Here is a 16,025-nt window from a genome sequence, read left to right on the forward strand (position 1 = left end):
AACACACGACGGAACACACGACGGAACACCCGACCGAACGCACCACCGTGGAGTTCTGGTTCGACCCGAACTGCCCCTGGGCCTGGATGACGAGCCGCTGGGTGGGCGAGGTCGCCGAGCACCGCGACCTCGACGTCACGTGGAAGGTGATGAGCCTGTTCGTCCTGAACGAGGACCAGGACATCCCCGACGAGTACCGCGAGCGCATCCACAAGGGGCAGCTCTACCCGCGCATCGTCACGGCGGCGCGGCTCCGGCTCGGCCAGGACATCGTGAAGCCGCTCTACGACGCCCTCGGTGAGCACATCCACCACCGCCAGGAGCAGGACCCCGACCAGGTGGTCCCCGCCGTGCTCGCGGAACTCGGCCTCGACGCCGACCTGCTCGAGTACGCCTGGACGGACGAGGTCGACGCCGCCGTGCGCGTCAGCCACCAGGACGGCATCGACCGCGTCGGACAGGACGTCGGCACGCCCGTCATCGCCGTCGCCGGCACCGCGTTCTTCGGCCCGGTCATCTCCCCGGCGCCCAAGGGCCAGGAAGCGCTCGACCTGTGGGATGGCGTCGTCGCCGTGGCGAAGTACCCCGGCTTCTTCGAGCTCAAACGCTCGCGCACCGTCGGCCCGGTCTTCGACACCACCGCCTGACGCTCCGGCAAGCGGACGGGAGGCGCGGCTCGCCCCCGCCCCTCGGCTCGCGTTAGGCGAGGGGCAGGCGCATGAGCGTCAGGTGCAGCCAGCGGTCGAACTTGCGTCCGACCTCGGGCACGACCGCGACCGTGCTGAACCCGAGCTTCTCGTGCAGGGCGATCGACCCGGTGTTCGTGCTGCAGATCCCGGCCATCATGACGTGCCGGCCCTCGGCGGTCGCCCGCTCGACGAGCGACCGCATCAGGGTCGAGGCGATGCCCCGACCGCGGAACGACTCGACCACGTAGACGCTGTGCTCGACGGTCAGTCGGTACCCGTGGTGCGGTCGCCACTGTGAGTACGTGGCGTACCCGGCCACGGTGCCGTCGACCTCGGCGACGAGCACCGGGTACCCGTCGCCCTGCCGTTCGGCCAGCCAGCCGTCGAAGTACGCGCGGGGGTGCGGGGTCTCCTGCCAGATGGAGGTGGAGTGCAGCACGGCGTCGACGTGCAGGGCGTGCACGACGTCGAGGTCGCGGGGTCCGCAATCGCGCACCACGACCGGATCCGTCCCGTTCGTCGCATATGCTGTCGTCATGTCTCACATCGTAGACGACGAGCCGGGTGTCGCGGAACGTGCCCTCGGCGAGCGCCTCCAACGCCTGCGCACCGAACGCAAGTGGAGTCTCACCGAGCTCGCCGAGGAGTCCGGTGTCTCCCGCGCGATGATCAACCGCGTCGAACGCGGGGTGTCGAGCCCCACCGCGACGATCCTCGGCCGGCTCTCCGGCGCCTTCGGCCTGACGATCTCGCAGCTCCTCGATGAAGCCCTCGAGCACGAGGTGCCCAGGGCGACCGACCCCGACGACGCACGTGGCATCCAACGCGGCGCGACCGCGGAGTCCTGGACCGATCCCGACACCGGGTACCGCCGCCGTCCGGTCTCGAGTGCGGCGTTCCCCGCGGACGTCACCGAGGTGCGCCTCCCGGCCGGCCGCGAAGTGGCCTACCCGGCGTCCGCCTACGCGTTCCTGCGGCACTGCATCTGGGTGGTCGACGGCGTGCTCGAGCTCGTCGTCGGCGGCGAGTCGACGCGGCTCGCCGCAGGCGACCGGATCGAGCTCGGTGACCCCGCCGACGTGGTCTACCGGAACCCGGGCGAGGGGCCCACGCGGTACGTCGTCGTGGTGGTCCGGGGGCAGTAGCCGCAGGAATAGGATCGGTTCCATGCGCATCCACCTCGGAACGGACCACGCCGGCCTCGAGTTCAACCAGACCCTCGCAACGCACCTGACCGAAGCCGGGCACGAGGTCGTGGACCACGGACCGACCGAGTACGACGCGCTCGACGACTACCCCTCGTTCTGCATCAACGCCGCGCACGCCGTGGTGCAGGACCAGCAGGCCGGCGTCGAGGCGCTCGGCGTCGTGTTCGGCGGCTCCGGCAACGGTGAGCAGATCGCCGCGAACAAGGTCGAGGGCGTCCGCGCAGCGCTCGTCTGGAACGAGTCGACCGCACTCCTCGCACGCCAGCACAACGACGCCAACGTCATCTCGATCGGTGCGCGCCAGCACACCGAGGACGAAGCGATCCGCTTCGTCGACCTGTTCATCGCCGAGCCGTTCTCGGGCGAGGAGCGTCACGCGCGCCGCATCGCGCAGCTGGCCGAGTACGAGCAGACGGGGCACATCGCCGGCAAGCAGATCGACGGCTCGGCCGAGTAGACAGGTCCCATGCCCGAGGGTCACTCCGTCCACCGAATCGCCAACCAGTTCACCCGGCACTTCGTCGGCAAGCGCTGCGAGGTGTCCAGTCCGCAGGGGCGGTTCGCCGCCGGGGCCGCCCAGCTCGACGGCAAGCGGATGATCGCTGCCCGGGCGGTGGCGAAGCAGATGTTCCTCGAGTTCGAGGGCGACCTGTTCCTGCGCGTCCACCTCGGGCTCTACGGTGCGTGGGACTTCGCCGGCGACCTGTCGACCGCCACGGCGCTGTCGGCCGACGACGACGGCGAGGAGTCGCTCACCTCCATCGGTGCTCCACGCCTGGCGCGGTACCGGATGGCCGAGCAGGAGAAGGTCGAGGACCCGATCGAGTCGTTCCCGCCGGACCCCGTCGGCCAGGTGCGCGTCCGGATCCTGACCGAGGACACCGTTGCCGACCTGCGCGGCCCGACGGCCTGCGTGGTGGAGACCCCGGCCGAGGTGCAGCGTGCCCTCGACAAGCTCGGCCCCGACCCGATGAACGACGACGGTCCCGCGGCCGAGAAGACCTTCGTGGACAACGTCCGGAAGCGGAACGTCGCCATCGGCCAGCTGCTCATGGACCAGTCCGTGGTGAGCGGCATCGGCAACATCTACCGGGCCGAGCTGCTGTTCCGGCAGCGCATCGACCCGTACAAGGTCGGCAAGAAGATCACCGTCAAGCAGGCGAAGGCGCTGTGGGCGGACTGGTCGAAGCTGCTGCACGACGGCGTCCGCGACGGCCTGATGATGACGATGGACGGCCTGTCCGACGCCGAGTACAAGAAGGCGCAGCGGTCGCGCAAGGACCGGCACTGGGTCTACCACCGCCAGGGTGAGCCCTGCCGGGTGTGCGGCACCGAGATCCGGGTGGCCGACATGGCCGGCCGGAAGCTCTACTGGTGCCCGAAGGACCAGAAGTAGCGCGGCTCAGAACCGAGAGCTCAGAACCGAGAGCTCAGAGCTCGCAGTACGTGAACCGCCCGGCGATCGCGGTCGCGAGCACCCGCATCGACCGCAACGAGGACGACGACGCTGCCAGCGGGTCCGACCCGACGAGCACCAGGTCCGCGACGTCACCGACGGCCACGCTGACCCGACCGTCCGTGGACCCCTGCCACGCGGCGAGTGCGGAGAGCCGTTCGGCGGGGTGCCACGGGTCGCGGCCGTCCCGGTCGCGTCCGACGGCCGCGGCCATCGAGATCCACGGGTCGAGCGGCGCGACGGGGGCGTCCGACCCGAGCAGCAGCCGGGCACCGGCTCGGGCGAGCGACGCGAACGCGAAGGCGCGGTCGGTGCGGCCCGCCCAGTGCCGGTCGGCGATGTCGCGGTCGTCCATGGCGTGCTCGGGCTGCACCGAGGCGGCCACTCCGAGCCTGGCGAACCGGTCGACGTCGGTGTCGACGAGCAGTTGCGCGTGCTCGATGGTGCCGCGGGCGCCGACGGCTTCGAAGACGTCGAGCGCGAGGGTGTTCGCGCGGTCGCCGATGGCGTGGATGGCGGGCACGAGTCCGGCGTCGACGGCTCGGCGGGTGATCGCGACGAGGTCGTCGAACTCCCACGCCAGCACGCCGGAGCCGTCGGCCATGGCCGCGGTCCGGGTGCCGAGCGAGCCGTCGGTGACGACCTTGAACGGCCCCATCGTGAGCAGGCCGCGGGTCCGGTCGACGACGTCACCGGTGCGGAGTCCGCGGTCGATCGCCGCGTCGAGTTCGGCCCGGTAGACGCCCGACGCCACCCGGAGTGCGTCGGTGCCAGCGTGGATCCGGCGCGCCCAGCGGTCGAGGCCGAAGCGCATCTCGAGGTCGACGATGCCCGTCACGCCGCGGGCGGCAGCGGCCTCCGCGGCGTCGGCGACGTACCCGTCGAGCAGGTCGTCCGGCACCTGCGAGAGTGCACCGGTCACGTCGAAGGCGTCCTGCTCGCGCAGGACCCCGTCGTCACCCGCCTCGAGCGAGCGGCCGACGAGTGCGGAGAAGTGCGCGAGCGCGAGGGCGTTGCACCAGACGGCGTGCAGGTCACCGCTGATGACGACGGTCGGGAGGCCCGGTGCGGTTTGGTCGAGCAGCTCGCGTCGTGCGGGGGTCGGCCACAACCCGTCGCGGTAGCCGTGGCCGATCAGCACGCGGTCCGGCACCCCGGTCCGCGCGACCGCGGCGAGGAGGCCGGCGGTCGACTCCGCGGAGTCGCAGCCGGAGACGTCGACGCGGCGGCGCACCAGGGCCCACTGGTCGAAGTGCGTGTGGTGGTCGCGGAGGCCGGGGCCGAGCCAGGCGCCGGCGGCCTCGACGACCTCGGTGTCGGGGCCGGCGGGGTCGAGCGTGCCGGCCGGCGCGATCTCGGTGACCAGGCCGTCGGCGATGCGGACGTCGGCAGGGGCCCCGGAGGTGCCCACCCTGCGGACGGTGCGGAGCAGGATCTCGCTCATCGCGCCTCCCGGCTGTTCGTCGTGGAGCCGACGGACCGGACCCGCTCCATCTCGTCGGCGAGCGCCGGCGACGCGTAGGGGCCGTCGCCGCGCAGCCCCGCGATGATGCGGTCGACGACCTCGGGCGCCTTGTTCTGGGAGAGCTTCGCGCGGGCGTCGAACCGGGTGATGCGGATCCGGATGCCCACGGTGCCCTTCGCCATCCAGCGTGCGGTCTCCTCGTCGATCTCGAGCGAGACCGGCTCCGGCATGACCTGCTCGAAGTGGTCGACGAGCTCGCCGAGCACCCGGAAGTTCTCGTCGTCGGACAGCAGCTCGGGCGTGCCCCACAGGTGGGCGGTGACGTGGTTCCAGGTCGGGACGAACTGCTCGGGCGGGTACCAGGCGGGGGAGACGTAGCCGTGCGGACCCTGCACCACGACCAGGACCTCGTGGCGGCCGAGTTCGTGCGCGAGTTCGTCGGGGCGGCCGACGTGCGAGACGAGGACGACCTCGTCGGGGTCGTCGTCCGGCCCGGGTGTCTCGAGCAGGAACGGGTAGTGCGACGCGACGATCCCGGCGTCGGTGTGCGACACGATCGTGGCCCACGGGTTGCCGGCGACGAGGCGCTTGACCTCGTCGACGTCCGTCATCAGGAAGTGGGGTGTGTGCCGCATGGTCCGAGCGTGGCACACGGCCCCGGTCGAGCGCGACACCTGTCGTTTCGCGAGTGTTTCAGAACGGTAAAAGTTTCAGAGTTCATTGAAAGAAGCATTGTGCCGGGTACTCGAACGGGCCTAGCTTCACTCATCAACGACGACCCGAGGAGACCCCCATGCGACGCAGGACCATCGCCGCCCTGGCCACGGCAGCCACACTGGCGCTCGTGGTGACCGGCTGTTCGGCGAGCGGCACGGCCGACTCCGCCGGCGGATCGAGCCTGGTGTACGCCACCGGCGAGCCCGACCACCTGACGCCCGGACGACAGACCGTCGCGTTCGACCAGGTGCAGAGCCTGTTCGCGCCGCTGACGCAGACCGACGCGAAGGGCGAGCTCCACGACGTCGCCGCGAAGAGCGTCGAGAGCGACGACGCCACCACGTGGACCATCACCCTCCGGGACGGCTGGACGTTCCAGAACGGCGAGGCCGTCACCCCGGAGAGCTACGTGAAGGCCTGGAACCACGTCGCCTACGGCCCCAACGCGTGGGAGAACAGCGGGCAGCTCGCCGCGATCGTCGGGTACACGGACCTCAACCCGGCGAAGGGCACCCCGAAGACCAAGGAGATGTCGGGGCTGCAGGTCACCGGCAAGGACACCTTCACGGTCACGCTCACCCACGCCGACAGCCAGTTCCCGCTGCAGCTCAGCCAGGCCCAGACGGCGTTCTACCCGATGCCCGAGGCCGCCTACGACGACCTGAAGGCGTACGACGAGAAGCCGATCGGCAACGGCCCCTACGAGATGCAGTCGGCGTGGAAGGCGGACAAGGAGTTCACCGTCACCGCGTGGAAGGACTACGAGGGCACGAAGCCGGTCACGAAGGACGTCACGTTCCGGAGCTACTCGGACATGAACACCGCCTACACCGACGTCCTCGCGGGCAACGCCGACGTGCTGTTCCTGCCGACCGACAAGATGACGAGCGCGAAGGCCGACTTCGGTGACCGCCTGCACTCCTTCGACGCCCCGGGCATCGACTACCTCGGCTTCCCGCTCTGGGACGACCGGTACTCCGACCCCGACGTCCGGCGTGCCATCTCGATGTCGATCGACCGCGACGAGGTGAACACCGCCATCTACGGCGGCCTGTACGAACCCGCCACCGCACTCACGCCCCCGTCGATGTCCGGCACCGAAGAAGGCATCTGCGGCGATGCGTGCGAGTTCGACCCCGCCGCGGCGAAGCAGCTCCTGGCGAAGTCCGGCGGGTTCGACGGCACGATCACGCTCGTCTACCCCGGCGGCAGCGGCCTCGACTCGCTCTACGAGGCGTACGCCAACCAGATCCGGCAGAACCTGGGCGTCGACACCGTCGCGAAGGCCACCACCGACTGGGCCTCGTACTACTCCGAGCTGACGGACAAGAAGGTCGCCGGCCCGCACTTCGGTCACTGGGGTGCGCTGTACATCAGCCAGCAGAACACCCTCCGCGCCCTGTTCACCCTGGCCGGCGGCTGCTCGCCCTGCACCGGGTACTACCAGTCCGACACCGTCGACGCGTTGCTGGCGAAGGCCGACTCGGCCGGCTCGCAGGACGAAGCGAACGAGTACTACACGAAGACGCAGGAAGCCGTGCTCGAGGACTTCCCCGTCGTGCCGACCTTCTTCGACAAGTACTCGTACGTCACGAGCGACAAGGTCACGAAGCTCCCCGCGGTCGCCGGCAGCCCGGTCGTCGCGCAGATCGCCGTGAAGTAGGGCACCACCACATGGACCAGCGCACCATCCTCCGCCTGGCGGCCGAGGTCCCCGACCACGACGGCTTCCCGCTCGTCGACGACCTGCACGCCCGGTTCGACGCGCTCGCAGCGTCCCACCCGGACCGGGTCACGGTCACCCGGATCGGCACCAGCCGGCTCGGCGAACCGCTGCACTCCTACCGGATCGGCACCGGGGCGCACGCCGCCGTCGTGGTCGGCGGCGTGCACCCGAACGAACCGATCGGCTCGTGGACGGCCCTGCACCTCGCCGAGACGGTGCTCACCGACGACGACGCCCGTGCGCTCGACGTCACCTGGCACATCGTCCCGACGATCGACCCGGACGGCATGCGGCTCAACGAGGCGTGGTTCCACGACCCGCACGACCGGGTGTTCTACTCGCGGCACTTCTACCGCCCGGCACCGGACAGCCAGGTGGAGTGGACGTTCCCGAACAGCCACAAGTCGGTGTACTTCGACCAGGTGCTGCCGGAGACGCTCGCGTTCATGCGGCTCATCGACGACACCGAGCCGGACCTGCTGGTGTCGCTGCACAACGGCGAGATGGGCGGGGTCTACTACTACCTGTCCGAGGACCTGCCCGACGTCGTCGACACCCTGCACGCAGTCCCCGCCGCGCTCGGGCTGCCGCTCGACACCGGGGAGCCCGAGTCACCGTTCCTGCGCGAACTCGCCCCCGCGGTGTTCGCGATGGACGGGATCGAGACCGCGTACGACTACCTCGAAGCACTCGGGGTCGACCCGGGCGAGCACATCCACGGTGCGTCGAGCGCGGCGTGGGCGATGCGGCACGGAGCACTGTGCATGGTGGCCGAACTGCCGTACTGGAGCCACCCGGACGCCGACGACCAGACCCCGACCGACGAGTCGTACGCCGACCTGCTGCGGCGCTGCTCCGCCGAGCTCGGCGCTTCGGGCGAGGAACTCCAGCAGCTGCTCGACGAGGCGTCGCCGATGCTGTCGATCGAGTCGCCGTTCCTCGAGGCGTCGCGGGCCTTCGTGCCGATGCTCGCCAGCACGGCGGACACCGACCGCCGCCGGGCCGACCGCGAGCCGGCCGACCGGCGGGCCACCGTCGCGGAGCGCTTCGGCTGCGAGGACCTGGTCCGCTGCTTCCGGCTGCGCTACGGCGGCATGTTGCTCCGGGCGTTCGAGGCGGAGACCACCGCCGGTACGGCGTCCGCGCCGCTCCGGCGCCTGCGCGACCGCCTGGCGGAGCGCTACGCGCACTGGCAGGCGGACGCCGCCACCGAGGCGGACCCGATCCCGGTGCGGAAACTGGTGGGGGTGCAGTACGGGGCGATCCTCGCCTGCGCGAGCCACGTCGCCGAAGGCGACGACGGAAGGCACAGTGCGGACCCGACCCGTGCCTCCCGTCCGCCCCTGGTCACCACGAGCAGGTCTGGGCCCACGCCGCCGGTTCCGGACCGACGCGCCAGCGGCGGGACGGCCGTGCCGGTGGGGAGAGGCGCGTGATGCGTCCGACGCTCGCCGTCGGTCGCCGACTCGGCGGCCTGGCCATCGTGTTCCTCGGGGTGACGTTCCTCATCTACGCGATGACGTTCGCGCTGCCCGGTGACCCGATCCGGGCGCTCGGCGGCGACCGGCCGCTCAGCGACGCGGTCGTCCGCACGCTCCGGGCCGAGTACCACCTGGACCAGCCGCTCTGGCTGCAGTACGTGCAGTACCTCGGCGGGCTGTTCCGCGGCGACTTCGGCACCGACTTCAACGGGCAGTCCGTGGGCGAGCAGATGGCATCGCGGTGGCCCGTCACGATCACCCTGGCGCTGACCGCGTGGGCCCTCGAGATCGTCCTGGGCATCGGCCTCGGGGTGCTCTCCGCCCTGAAGCGCGGGACCGCCCTCGACAAGACGGTCCTGGTCGGCACCATCGTCGTCGGTGCGATCCCCGTGTTCGTCCTCGGCGTCGCCCTGCAACTCGTGTTCTCGGTGCGGCTGCACTGGTTCCCGGTCGCCGGCGTCACCGCGGGCTGGCCGACGGCGTACATCCTGCCGGCGTTCGTCATCGCGCTGTTCGGGCTCGCCGCGGTGTCCCGGCTCACCCGCACCTCGATGATCGAGACCCTGGACGCCGACTACGTCCGGACCGCACGGGCCAAGGGGCTCGCGCCCGGTCGGATCGTCGGCGTGCACGTGATGCGGAACTCGCTCATCCCCACCGCCACCTACCTGGCGACCGACCTCGGGTACCTGATGGGCGGCACCGTGATCATCGAGGGCATCTTCAACCTGCCCGGCGTCGGGAACCTGCTGTTCCAGGGCATCCGGTCGCACGAGGGCGCAGTCGTCGTCGGCATCTCGACCGCGCTCATCCTGGTGTTCCTCGTCACGAGCGTGCTCGTCGACCTGCTGCACGCCGCCCTCGACCCCCGCGTCCGGACCGGAGCAGCCGCATGACCACCTCAGCGCTCAGCGCCACCGTCGAACCCGTCGTCGGCGGACGACGACGACCCCTGCTGGCCGTGGCCCGCACCCCGGGCTTCTGGGTGCCGGCGTCGGTCCTGGTCGTCGTGCTGCTCGTCGCGTCGTTCCCGCAGCTGTTCGCCGGACTGTTCGGCCACGGCGACCCCCGGGTGTGCGACCTCGGGCAGAGCGGCGCCTCGCCGACCAGCGGCCACCCGTTCGGCTTCGACCTGCAGGGCTGCGACGTGTACGCCAACGTCGTGTACGGCACCCGGTCCTCGATCGCCGTCGCGGTGCTCACCACCGTGCTCGCCGGCATGGTCGCCGTCGTCGTCGGGACGATCGCCGGCATGGTCGGCGGCTGGGTCGACGCCGTGCTCGCCCGCCTGACCGACGTGTTCCTCGGCTTCCCGTTCCTGCTCGGCGCCGTCGTGGTGCTCAACAGCGTGGGGGAGCGGTCCGTGCTGACGGTGTCGCTCGTGCTCGCGCTGTTCGGGTGGCCGACGACGGCCCGGCTCGTGCGGTCGAGCGTCCGCAGCGTGCGGAACGCCGAGTTCGTGCTCGCCGCCCGCACGATGGGGCTGTCCACCTGGCGGATCACCACCCGGTACGTGCTGCCGTCGTCGATCTCGCCGCTGCTCGTGCTCGCGACCATCACCGTGGGCGGCGTCATCGTGTCCGAGTCGTCGCTGACCTACCTCGGCATCGGGCTCGAGAGCCCGGCGATCTCGTGGGGACTGCAGCTCTCCGCCGCGACGTCGCAGTTCCTCCGCGCCCCGCACATGCTCATCGCACCCGCGGCGTTCCTCGCCGTCACGGTGCTCTCCGTCATCGCGCTCGGCGACACGCTGCGCGCCGCGCTCGACCCGCGTCGGCGCTGACCTGCACGGTGCACGCCGCGTCGCGGTGGGCACCGTCGCGACCGACGCGCCAGACTCGAACCACCGCCCTTCGAAAGGACCACCGTGACCGACACCCTCTCCGCGTACCGGAAGACCCTGCCCTACATCCACGAGTGGGTGTCGTACAAGGTCTGGCAGCTGCGGGTGCCGGGCGTGCAGGTCGCCATCGGGTTCGGCGGCGAGGTGCTGTTCGACGAGGCCTGGGGCTACGCCGACGTCGAGGCCGGGCGTCGCCTGACCACCACCGACCTGTTCCGCATCGCGTCGCACTCGAAGACCTTCACCGCGACGGCACTGCTCCAGCTCGCCGAGCGCGGGTCGCTCCGGCTCGACGACACCGTCGGCACGTACGTCCCGGCGCTGGTCGACGGCGGCTCCCCGCTCGCCGACGCCACGATCCGTGAGCTCATGGAGATGGGCGCCGGCGTCATCCGCGACGGCCACGACGGCGACTACTGGTCGCTCCTGCGCCCGTTCCCCGACGAGCAGGAGCTGCTGGCGCTCGTGCTCGACCGCGGGCAGAAGGTCCCCACCGGGTCGTCGTTCAACTACTCGAACCTCGGCTACTCGCTGCTCGGGCTCGTCATCGCCGCGGTCTCCGGCCGGTCCTACAACGACTTCGTCCGTGAGTCGATCACCGAGCCGCTGGGCCTGCGGAACACCGGCCCCGACTGGGACCCCACGCGCGCCGACGACTTCGTGGTCGGGTACACCGGCTTCCACACCGCGCGGCAGCGGCAGCGCATCGACCACGTGGACACCCACGCGATGGCCGCCGCCACCGGGTTCCACGGCACCGCCTCCGACCTGGTCAAGTACTTCTCGCAGCACGTCATCGGGGCCGGCAGCCTGCTCGACGACCACTCGAAGCGACTCGCGCAGCGCAAAGCCTGGAGCGCCACCGACGACCCGGCCGCCCGCGGCTACGGCGCCGGGTTCATCGTCGACCGCATCGGCGGCCGCGACGTCCGCGGCCACTCGGGCGGGTTCCCCGGGCACATCACGCAGTCGCTGTTCGACCCGGCGTCCGGACTCGTCGTGTCCGTCATGACGAGCGCCGCCGCCGGGCCCGCCACCCTCATCGCCACCGCCGTCGTGCAGATGCTCGACGCCGCGGCGGACACGTCCGCGCCGGGTACTCCCGTGCCCGACGACGTCGACACCGCCGCCTACACCGGACGCTTCGCCAACCCGTGGGGCGTCAGCGACATCGCCCGGATCGGCGACCGGCTCGTCGAGGTCGACCCGTCCGGACCCGAACCGCTCGACACCCCGACCCGGCTCGAGGTCGTCGACGCGGACACGCTCCGGATGACGCACGGCAACCGCTTCGGCTCGGTCGACGAGGACATCACCTTCACGCGCGACGCCGACGGTACCGTCCGGTCGATCCGTGCCGGTGGGGGCATGACCGAGGAACCGTGGACGATCCCGACCGAGTCGCCCGAGGTCGCGGCAGGGCTGGCACCGTGAGCGACGTCGACGGTCGGGGCGACGGTGCCGGGCCCGGCGTCGGTGCCGGGCGCGACGACGGTGTCGGGCCCGACGACGGTGCCCGGCGCGACGACGTCGCGCTCGAACCCGAGCGTCAGGCGTTCGTCGAGGAGTTCGCCCTCATGCTCAACGACGGTGCGGGCATGGCGCTCACCGATGCCCGGGTGCTCGGCTACCTCATGATGACGCGCGCGCCGCACTCGTCCTCGGCCGATCTCCAACGCGCCCTCGGCGCCAGCTCGGGTTCGGTCTCGATGGCGACGCGCCGGCTCGTCGACTCCGGGTTCGTGAAGCGGCAGATCGTCGCGGGCGAACGCAGCCACTACTTCCGTGCCGAGGCCGACGTCTGGGGCTCCTGGCTCGCCGGCGAACGGAAGTACCTCGACCGGCAGCGCGACATCATCGGACACGGCCTGGCGGTGGTCGAGCACGCCGGCCGCACCGGGGCGGGCGACGTCGACGCCGAGGTCCGCGAGCGCCTGCTCAACGGCCGCGACTACATGCAGTGGTTGCAGGGCCACCACCACAAGATGCTCGAGGACTGGGAGGCGTTCAAGGCCGCCCGCGACCGCACCGACCGCTCGGAGACCCCATGACCGACGTCCTGACCGTCGACCACCTGTCCGTGACCTTCGACGTCGACGGCGCCGAGGTCCGCGCGGTCGACGACGCCTCGTTCACCGTCGGCCGCGGTGAGGTCGTCGCCGTCGTCGGGGAGTCCGGATCCGGCAAGAGCATGACCGCGATGACGGCGATGGGGATCGCGCCGGACGGGGCACGGTCCTCCGGCAGCATCCGGCTCGGCGACCTCGAGGTGCTCGGCACCGACGAACGCACCCTGCGCGGGGTCCGCGGCCGCAGCGTGTCGATGATCTTCCAGGACCCGTCGGCCGCGCTCAACCCGGTGTTCACGATCGGGTTCCAGCTGGCCGAGGCCGTCCGCCGCGCCGACGCCTCGCACGACCGCGCCGCCGTCCGTGCGCGGTCGCTCGAACTCCTGCGTGCCGTCGAGGTGCCGGAACCCGAACGCCGGCTCGGCCAGTACCCGCACGAGCTCTCCGGCGGACAGGCGCAGCGGGTGATGATCGCGATGGCGCTCGCCGCCGACCCCGACCTGCTCATCGCCGACGAGCCGACGACCGCACTCGACGTCACGGTGCAGGCCGAGGTACTCGACGTCCTGCGTGCGCTGCGGGAACGCACCGGCACCGCGATCCTCCTCATCACCCACGACATGGGCGTCGTCGCCGACATCGCCGACCGCGTGGTCGTCATGCGCCGCGGTCGCGTCGTCGAGACGGGCACCGTCGCCGCGGTCTTCTCCGCACCGTCCGCCGACTACACCCGTGACCTGCTCGCTGCGGTCCCACGCATGGGCACCGAGGTCGGCCGGGAGGCGCGGGTCGACCCCGTCACGGAGGCCCCGTCGGTCGTCCTCGACGTCCGGCACCTCGTGGTCGAGTACGGCGGTGCACTGCGCGGGCGGTTCCGCGCGGTCGACGACGTGTCGTTCACGGTCGGTCGCGGTGAGATCGTCGGACTCGTGGGCGAGTCCGGCAGCGGCAAGACCACCATCGGCCGCGCCGCCGTGGGGCTGGCACCGATCACGTCCGGTTCGGTCGTCGTCGAGGGCACCGACGTGGCGGTCGCCCGGCGAGCAGCTCGTCGGGAGATGCGGCGACACGTCGGCGTGGTCTTCCAGAACCCGCTCCGGTCGCTCAACCCGCGCTACACGGTCGGACAGACCGTCGCCGAACCGCTCCGGCAGATCCTGCGCCTGCCGTCGGCACAGATCGACGAACGGTTGGACCGGCTGCTCGCGGACGTCGGCCTGGACGGCGGGTACCGCGAGCGCTTCCCGCACGAGCTCTCCGGCGGACAACGGCAGCGCGTCGCGATCGCCCGCGCCGTCGCACTCGACCCCGCACTGCTCATCGCCGACGAGCCGACGAGCGCCCTCGACGTCTCGGTGCAGGCCCGGGTGCTCGACGTCTTCCGCGAGCTGCAGGAACGCCTCGGCTTCGCGTGCCTGTTCGTCACCCATGACCTGGCCGTGGTCGACACGTTGTGCGACCGGGTCGTCGTGCTGCACGGCGGGAAGGTCGCCGAGCAGGGGAGTCGCGACGCCATCCTCCGGTCGCCGGAGGATCCCTACACGCGTCGACTCATCCAGGCCGCGCCGGTGCCCGACCCGGACGAGCAGGCAGTGCGCCGATCCGAGCGCCTGGCGGCACGGGCGGGCTGAGGGGCGCTCGCCGGCCCTGATGCCCTGCGGCCGCAGCGGCCCTGCGGCCCTGTGGCCCTGTGGCCCTGCGGTCTCAGCGTCGTTGCGGAGTCAGCGCACCTCGGCCGAGGCCCAGAGCGCGTTCACGCCCCGGCCCACCGGACGCAGGAGCGGGACCGCGACGAGCACCGTCGCCGCCAGGTAGGCCACGGTCTGCAGCAGCCCCGGGACGGAGAACGCGATGCCGAGCGCCTCCTGCGGCAGCGCTGTGAGCAGGACCGTGTTCGACAGCAGCGCCAGGACGAACCACAGCGACGCCGCCACGGTGACGATCCAGCCGAAGGCCCGCTGTACGCCGTCCTCGTTCCGGATGGTCAGCACCCCGAACGCCACGAGTGCACCCTGCGCGACGACGAGGAGCACCTCCGTAACCCAGCTCGGCGCGGGCCACAGGAGCGCGAACGCAAGGACCGACACCGCGAACGCGAGCGCCCGACGGTCCCGAGCGCGCACCGCGGCGACGAGCACGACCGCACCCGCCAGCCCGGCGAGCGCCGTGGCGACGAGGAGCAGTCCGTTCGGCAGGTCCCACGGCGCGAGCCAGATCGTCCCCACCAGCCCGCGCGCCCCGAACACGACCGCTGCGACGACTGCCGCGGCCGAGACCACCCGAACCCCCGTGATGTTCTGCATGCCCGCACACTACGCGCAGCCCGCGCCGCGGGGAGAGCATGTTCTGTCCGGGCGGCTGACGGTCCTGGTTCGCGAACCGCGGGATTCGTGAACCGGAACCGTCAGAACCGCCGAGGGAGGTCGGTCTCCGGTGCACGGACCCGCTGCAGCGCGCGTCGCATGGAGGCGGTGGTGCTGAAGCCGAAGCGTGCAGCGACCTCGGCGGGACGGTCACCCCGGGTGAGTGCACGCCGGACGCCGAGGCTCCGGAACCACCGCCCGAGCTGGGCCGGCGTGCAGCCCGTGGTCTCCGCGCACCGGCGCTCGAGGGTGCGCGGAGACATGCCGACCCCGTCGGGCAGGTCCGCTGTCGAGTGCCCGCCCGCCGGGTCGAAGAGCCGGTCGAGAACCCTCGCCAGGCTGTTGTCGCGCAGCGAGGGCGGTGGGTTGTCGTGGAGCACGGTCGTGACCACGAGTCGCGCGAGCGCATCCTGCTGCACGCCGTGCCACCGGCCGCCGTCGAGGTGACCGACGTGCCGCAGCGCCAGCACGACGTCCGCCGACGCGAAGCCCGCGGGCTGGGTGGTGGCGATCGACGGGAGCGCGAGGACCTCGGCAGCGAGTGGCCCGAGCGTCGCCGACCCGACGACGACGCCGGTTTCGGCGAACAGGGCCTCGTGCGGGAAGTCGTACGATGGAGCAGTGCGAGGCGGACCGTGCCGCTCGGGGTCGGAGCCGATCGACGTCGTCGGGTGCTGCTCGACCAGTGCGGCTCCACCCGCCTCGATGAACACGAGTGTGTCGTCGCGGTGGAGCCAGATCGGCCGGTGCCGGGTCGCGACCCAGGCGTGCGTACCGTCCGGATCGAGGTCGATCGTCCAGCGGTCGTCGTCGGATCGGATCTCCTCGCCGGGGCCGACCTCGAGGCCGACGGCGTCGATCAGTGCTCGGAGTGCGTCGCCCATCACCACGAGCATGTCCGGCGGGCCGTCCCGCGACGATCGGCCTCGGGAGATCTGTGGAGAGGGGGGATAACCCCACCCGGGCTGGGGAGGGGGCAGGATGGGGGAACGGCCCCGTGATCGCGAG

At 71.5% G+C, this 16,025-nt stretch carries 16 protein-coding genes; 11 read left to right on the forward strand and 5 right to left on the reverse strand.

Going from position 1 to position 16,025, the window contains the following annotated elements; translation table 11 throughout:
- Positions 1-86 precede the first annotated feature (86 nt).
- Positions 87-647: a disulfide bond formation protein DsbA gene (locus EDF40_RS17305; protein WP_235036050.1), complete on the forward strand. Its 561-nt coding sequence runs from the start codon at positions 87-89 to the stop codon at positions 645-647.
- A gap of 52 nt (positions 648-699) precedes the next feature.
- Here the strand turns inward: EDF40_RS17305 and EDF40_RS17310 are convergent, their stop codons facing one another.
- Positions 700-1,227 carry a GNAT family N-acetyltransferase gene (locus EDF40_RS17310; RefSeq protein WP_123341111.1) on the reverse strand — a complete coding sequence of 176 codons (528 nt, stop codon included), beginning with the start codon at positions 1,225-1,227 and terminating at the stop codon, positions 700-702.
- Between EDF40_RS17310 and EDF40_RS17315 the strand changes: the two genes are divergently transcribed.
- The 3 genes from EDF40_RS17315 to EDF40_RS17325 are packed head-to-tail and all read left to right on the forward strand — an operon-like array spanning position 1,226 to position 3,293.
- Complete coding sequence (locus EDF40_RS17315; protein WP_123341110.1) at positions 1,226-1,834, forward strand: XRE family transcriptional regulator; 609 nt, start codon at positions 1,226-1,228, stop codon at positions 1,832-1,834. The genes EDF40_RS17310 and EDF40_RS17315 overlap by 2 nt on opposite strands.
- A 22-nt stretch (positions 1,835-1,856) precedes the next feature.
- On the forward strand, positions 1,857-2,354 hold the full coding sequence (locus tag EDF40_RS17320; RefSeq protein ID WP_123341109.1) for a ribose-5-phosphate isomerase: 498 nt from the start codon (positions 1,857-1,859) through the stop codon (positions 2,352-2,354).
- A gap of 9 nt (positions 2,355-2,363) precedes the next feature.
- Positions 2,364-3,293 (forward strand): Fpg/Nei family DNA glycosylase, encoded by a 930-nt coding sequence (locus EDF40_RS17325; protein ID WP_123341108.1) that lies wholly within the window; start codon positions 2,364-2,366, stop codon positions 3,291-3,293.
- A gap of 34 nt (positions 3,294-3,327) precedes the next feature.
- On the opposite strand, the gene EDF40_RS17330 is transcribed toward EDF40_RS17325, so the two are convergent.
- Both EDF40_RS17330 and EDF40_RS17335 read right to left on the reverse strand, forming a co-directional pair.
- On the reverse strand, positions 3,328-4,797 hold the full coding sequence (locus EDF40_RS17330; protein WP_123341107.1) for an amidohydrolase: 1,470 nt from the start codon (positions 4,795-4,797) through the stop codon (positions 3,328-3,330).
- Positions 4,794-5,453, reverse strand: coding sequence for an FMN-binding negative transcriptional regulator (locus tag EDF40_RS17335; protein ID WP_123341155.1), 660 nt, complete (start codon positions 5,451-5,453; stop codon positions 4,794-4,796). The genes EDF40_RS17330 and EDF40_RS17335 overlap by 4 nt, the downstream gene beginning before the upstream one ends.
- A 158-nt stretch (positions 5,454-5,611) precedes the next feature.
- Here EDF40_RS17335 and EDF40_RS17340 point away from each other — a divergent pair, with 158 nt between their 5' ends.
- The 7 genes from EDF40_RS17340 to EDF40_RS17370 all read left to right on the forward strand — a co-directional run bounded on the left by EDF40_RS17340 (position 5,612) and on the right by EDF40_RS17370 (position 14,285).
- Positions 5,612-7,198, forward strand: coding sequence for an ABC transporter substrate-binding protein (locus tag EDF40_RS17340; RefSeq protein WP_228510196.1), 1,587 nt, complete (start codon positions 5,612-5,614; stop codon positions 7,196-7,198).
- A gap of 11 nt (positions 7,199-7,209) precedes the next feature.
- On the forward strand, positions 7,210-8,697 hold the full coding sequence (locus EDF40_RS17345) for a M14 family zinc carboxypeptidase (RefSeq protein ID WP_123341106.1): 1,488 nt from the start codon (positions 7,210-7,212) through the stop codon (positions 8,695-8,697).
- Positions 8,697-9,638: an ABC transporter permease gene (locus tag EDF40_RS17350; protein ID WP_123341105.1), complete on the forward strand. Its 942-nt coding sequence runs from the start codon at positions 8,697-8,699 to the stop codon at positions 9,636-9,638. The genes EDF40_RS17345 and EDF40_RS17350 overlap by 1 nt, the downstream gene beginning before the upstream one ends.
- Positions 9,635-10,525: an ABC transporter permease gene (locus EDF40_RS17355; protein WP_123341104.1), complete on the forward strand. Its 891-nt coding sequence runs from the start codon at positions 9,635-9,637 to the stop codon at positions 10,523-10,525. The genes EDF40_RS17350 and EDF40_RS17355 overlap by 4 nt, the downstream gene beginning before the upstream one ends.
- An 84-nt stretch (positions 10,526-10,609) precedes the next feature.
- On the forward strand, positions 10,610-12,019 hold the full coding sequence (locus tag EDF40_RS17360) for a serine hydrolase (protein WP_260213549.1): 1,410 nt from the start codon (positions 10,610-10,612) through the stop codon (positions 12,017-12,019).
- Positions 12,016-12,636 carry a GbsR/MarR family transcriptional regulator gene (locus EDF40_RS17365; protein ID WP_185003193.1) on the forward strand — a complete coding sequence of 207 codons (621 nt, stop codon included), beginning with the start codon at positions 12,016-12,018 and terminating at the stop codon, positions 12,634-12,636. The genes EDF40_RS17360 and EDF40_RS17365 overlap by 4 nt, the downstream gene beginning before the upstream one ends.
- The gene (locus EDF40_RS17370; RefSeq protein ID WP_123341103.1) at positions 12,633-14,285 is read left to right on the forward strand and encodes an ABC transporter ATP-binding protein; all 1,653 of its coding nucleotides are present in this window, start codon (positions 12,633-12,635) and stop codon (positions 14,283-14,285) included. The genes EDF40_RS17365 and EDF40_RS17370 overlap by 4 nt, the downstream gene beginning before the upstream one ends.
- Before the next feature lie 90 nt (positions 14,286-14,375).
- On the opposite strand, the gene EDF40_RS17375 is transcribed toward EDF40_RS17370, so the two are convergent.
- Together EDF40_RS17375 and EDF40_RS17380 are read right to left on the reverse strand one after the other, a co-directional pair.
- Positions 14,376-14,957 carry a hypothetical protein gene (locus EDF40_RS17375; RefSeq protein ID WP_123341102.1) on the reverse strand — a complete coding sequence of 194 codons (582 nt, stop codon included), beginning with the start codon at positions 14,955-14,957 and terminating at the stop codon, positions 14,376-14,378.
- A 101-nt stretch (positions 14,958-15,058) separates the two neighbouring features.
- Entirely contained in the window at positions 15,059-15,901 is an 843-nt protein-coding gene (locus EDF40_RS17380) for a helix-turn-helix domain-containing protein (RefSeq protein WP_185003195.1), read from the reverse strand.
- Positions 15,902-16,025: the final 124 nt, after the last annotated feature.

The sequence above is a fragment of the Curtobacterium sp. PhB170 genome (genome assembly GCF_003752345.1).
Lineage (GTDB): Bacteria > Actinomycetota > Actinomycetes > Actinomycetales > Microbacteriaceae > Curtobacterium.

Coding starts and splice junctions, on each gene's coding strand:
- EDF40_RS17305 (WP_235036050.1), top strand. CDS start 87: ATGACGAGCCGCTGGGTGGGCGAGGTCGCCGAGCACCGCGACCTCGAC.
- EDF40_RS17335 (WP_123341155.1), bottom strand. CDS start 5,453: ATGCGGCACACACCCCACTTCCTGATGACGGACGTCGACGAGGTCAAG.
- EDF40_RS17345 (WP_123341106.1), top strand. CDS start 7,210: ATGGACCAGCGCACCATCCTCCGCCTGGCGGCCGAGGTCCCCGACCAC.
- EDF40_RS17370 (WP_123341103.1), top strand. CDS start 12,633: ATGACCGACGTCCTGACCGTCGACCACCTGTCCGTGACCTTCGACGTC.
- EDF40_RS17320 (WP_123341109.1), top strand. CDS start 1,857: ATGCGCATCCACCTCGGAACGGACCACGCCGGCCTCGAGTTCAACCAG.
- EDF40_RS17315 (WP_123341110.1), top strand. CDS start 1,226: ATGTCTCACATCGTAGACGACGAGCCGGGTGTCGCGGAACGTGCCCTC.
- EDF40_RS17330 (WP_123341107.1), bottom strand. CDS start 4,797: ATGAGCGAGATCCTGCTCCGCACCGTCCGCAGGGTGGGCACCTCCGGG.
- EDF40_RS17340 (WP_228510196.1), top strand. CDS start 5,612: ATGCGACGCAGGACCATCGCCGCCCTGGCCACGGCAGCCACACTGGCG.
- EDF40_RS17310 (WP_123341111.1), bottom strand. CDS start 1,227: ATGACGACAGCATATGCGACGAACGGGACGGATCCGGTCGTGGTGCGC.
- EDF40_RS17375 (WP_123341102.1), bottom strand. CDS start 14,957: ATGCAGAACATCACGGGGGTTCGGGTGGTCTCGGCCGCGGCAGTCGTC.
- EDF40_RS17325 (WP_123341108.1), top strand. CDS start 2,364: ATGCCCGAGGGTCACTCCGTCCACCGAATCGCCAACCAGTTCACCCGG.
- EDF40_RS17355 (WP_123341104.1), top strand. CDS start 9,635: ATGACCACCTCAGCGCTCAGCGCCACCGTCGAACCCGTCGTCGGCGGA.
- EDF40_RS17380 (WP_185003195.1), bottom strand. CDS start 15,901: ATGGGCGACGCACTCCGAGCACTGATCGACGCCGTCGGCCTCGAGGTC.
- EDF40_RS17350 (WP_123341105.1), top strand. CDS start 8,697: ATGCGTCCGACGCTCGCCGTCGGTCGCCGACTCGGCGGCCTGGCCATC.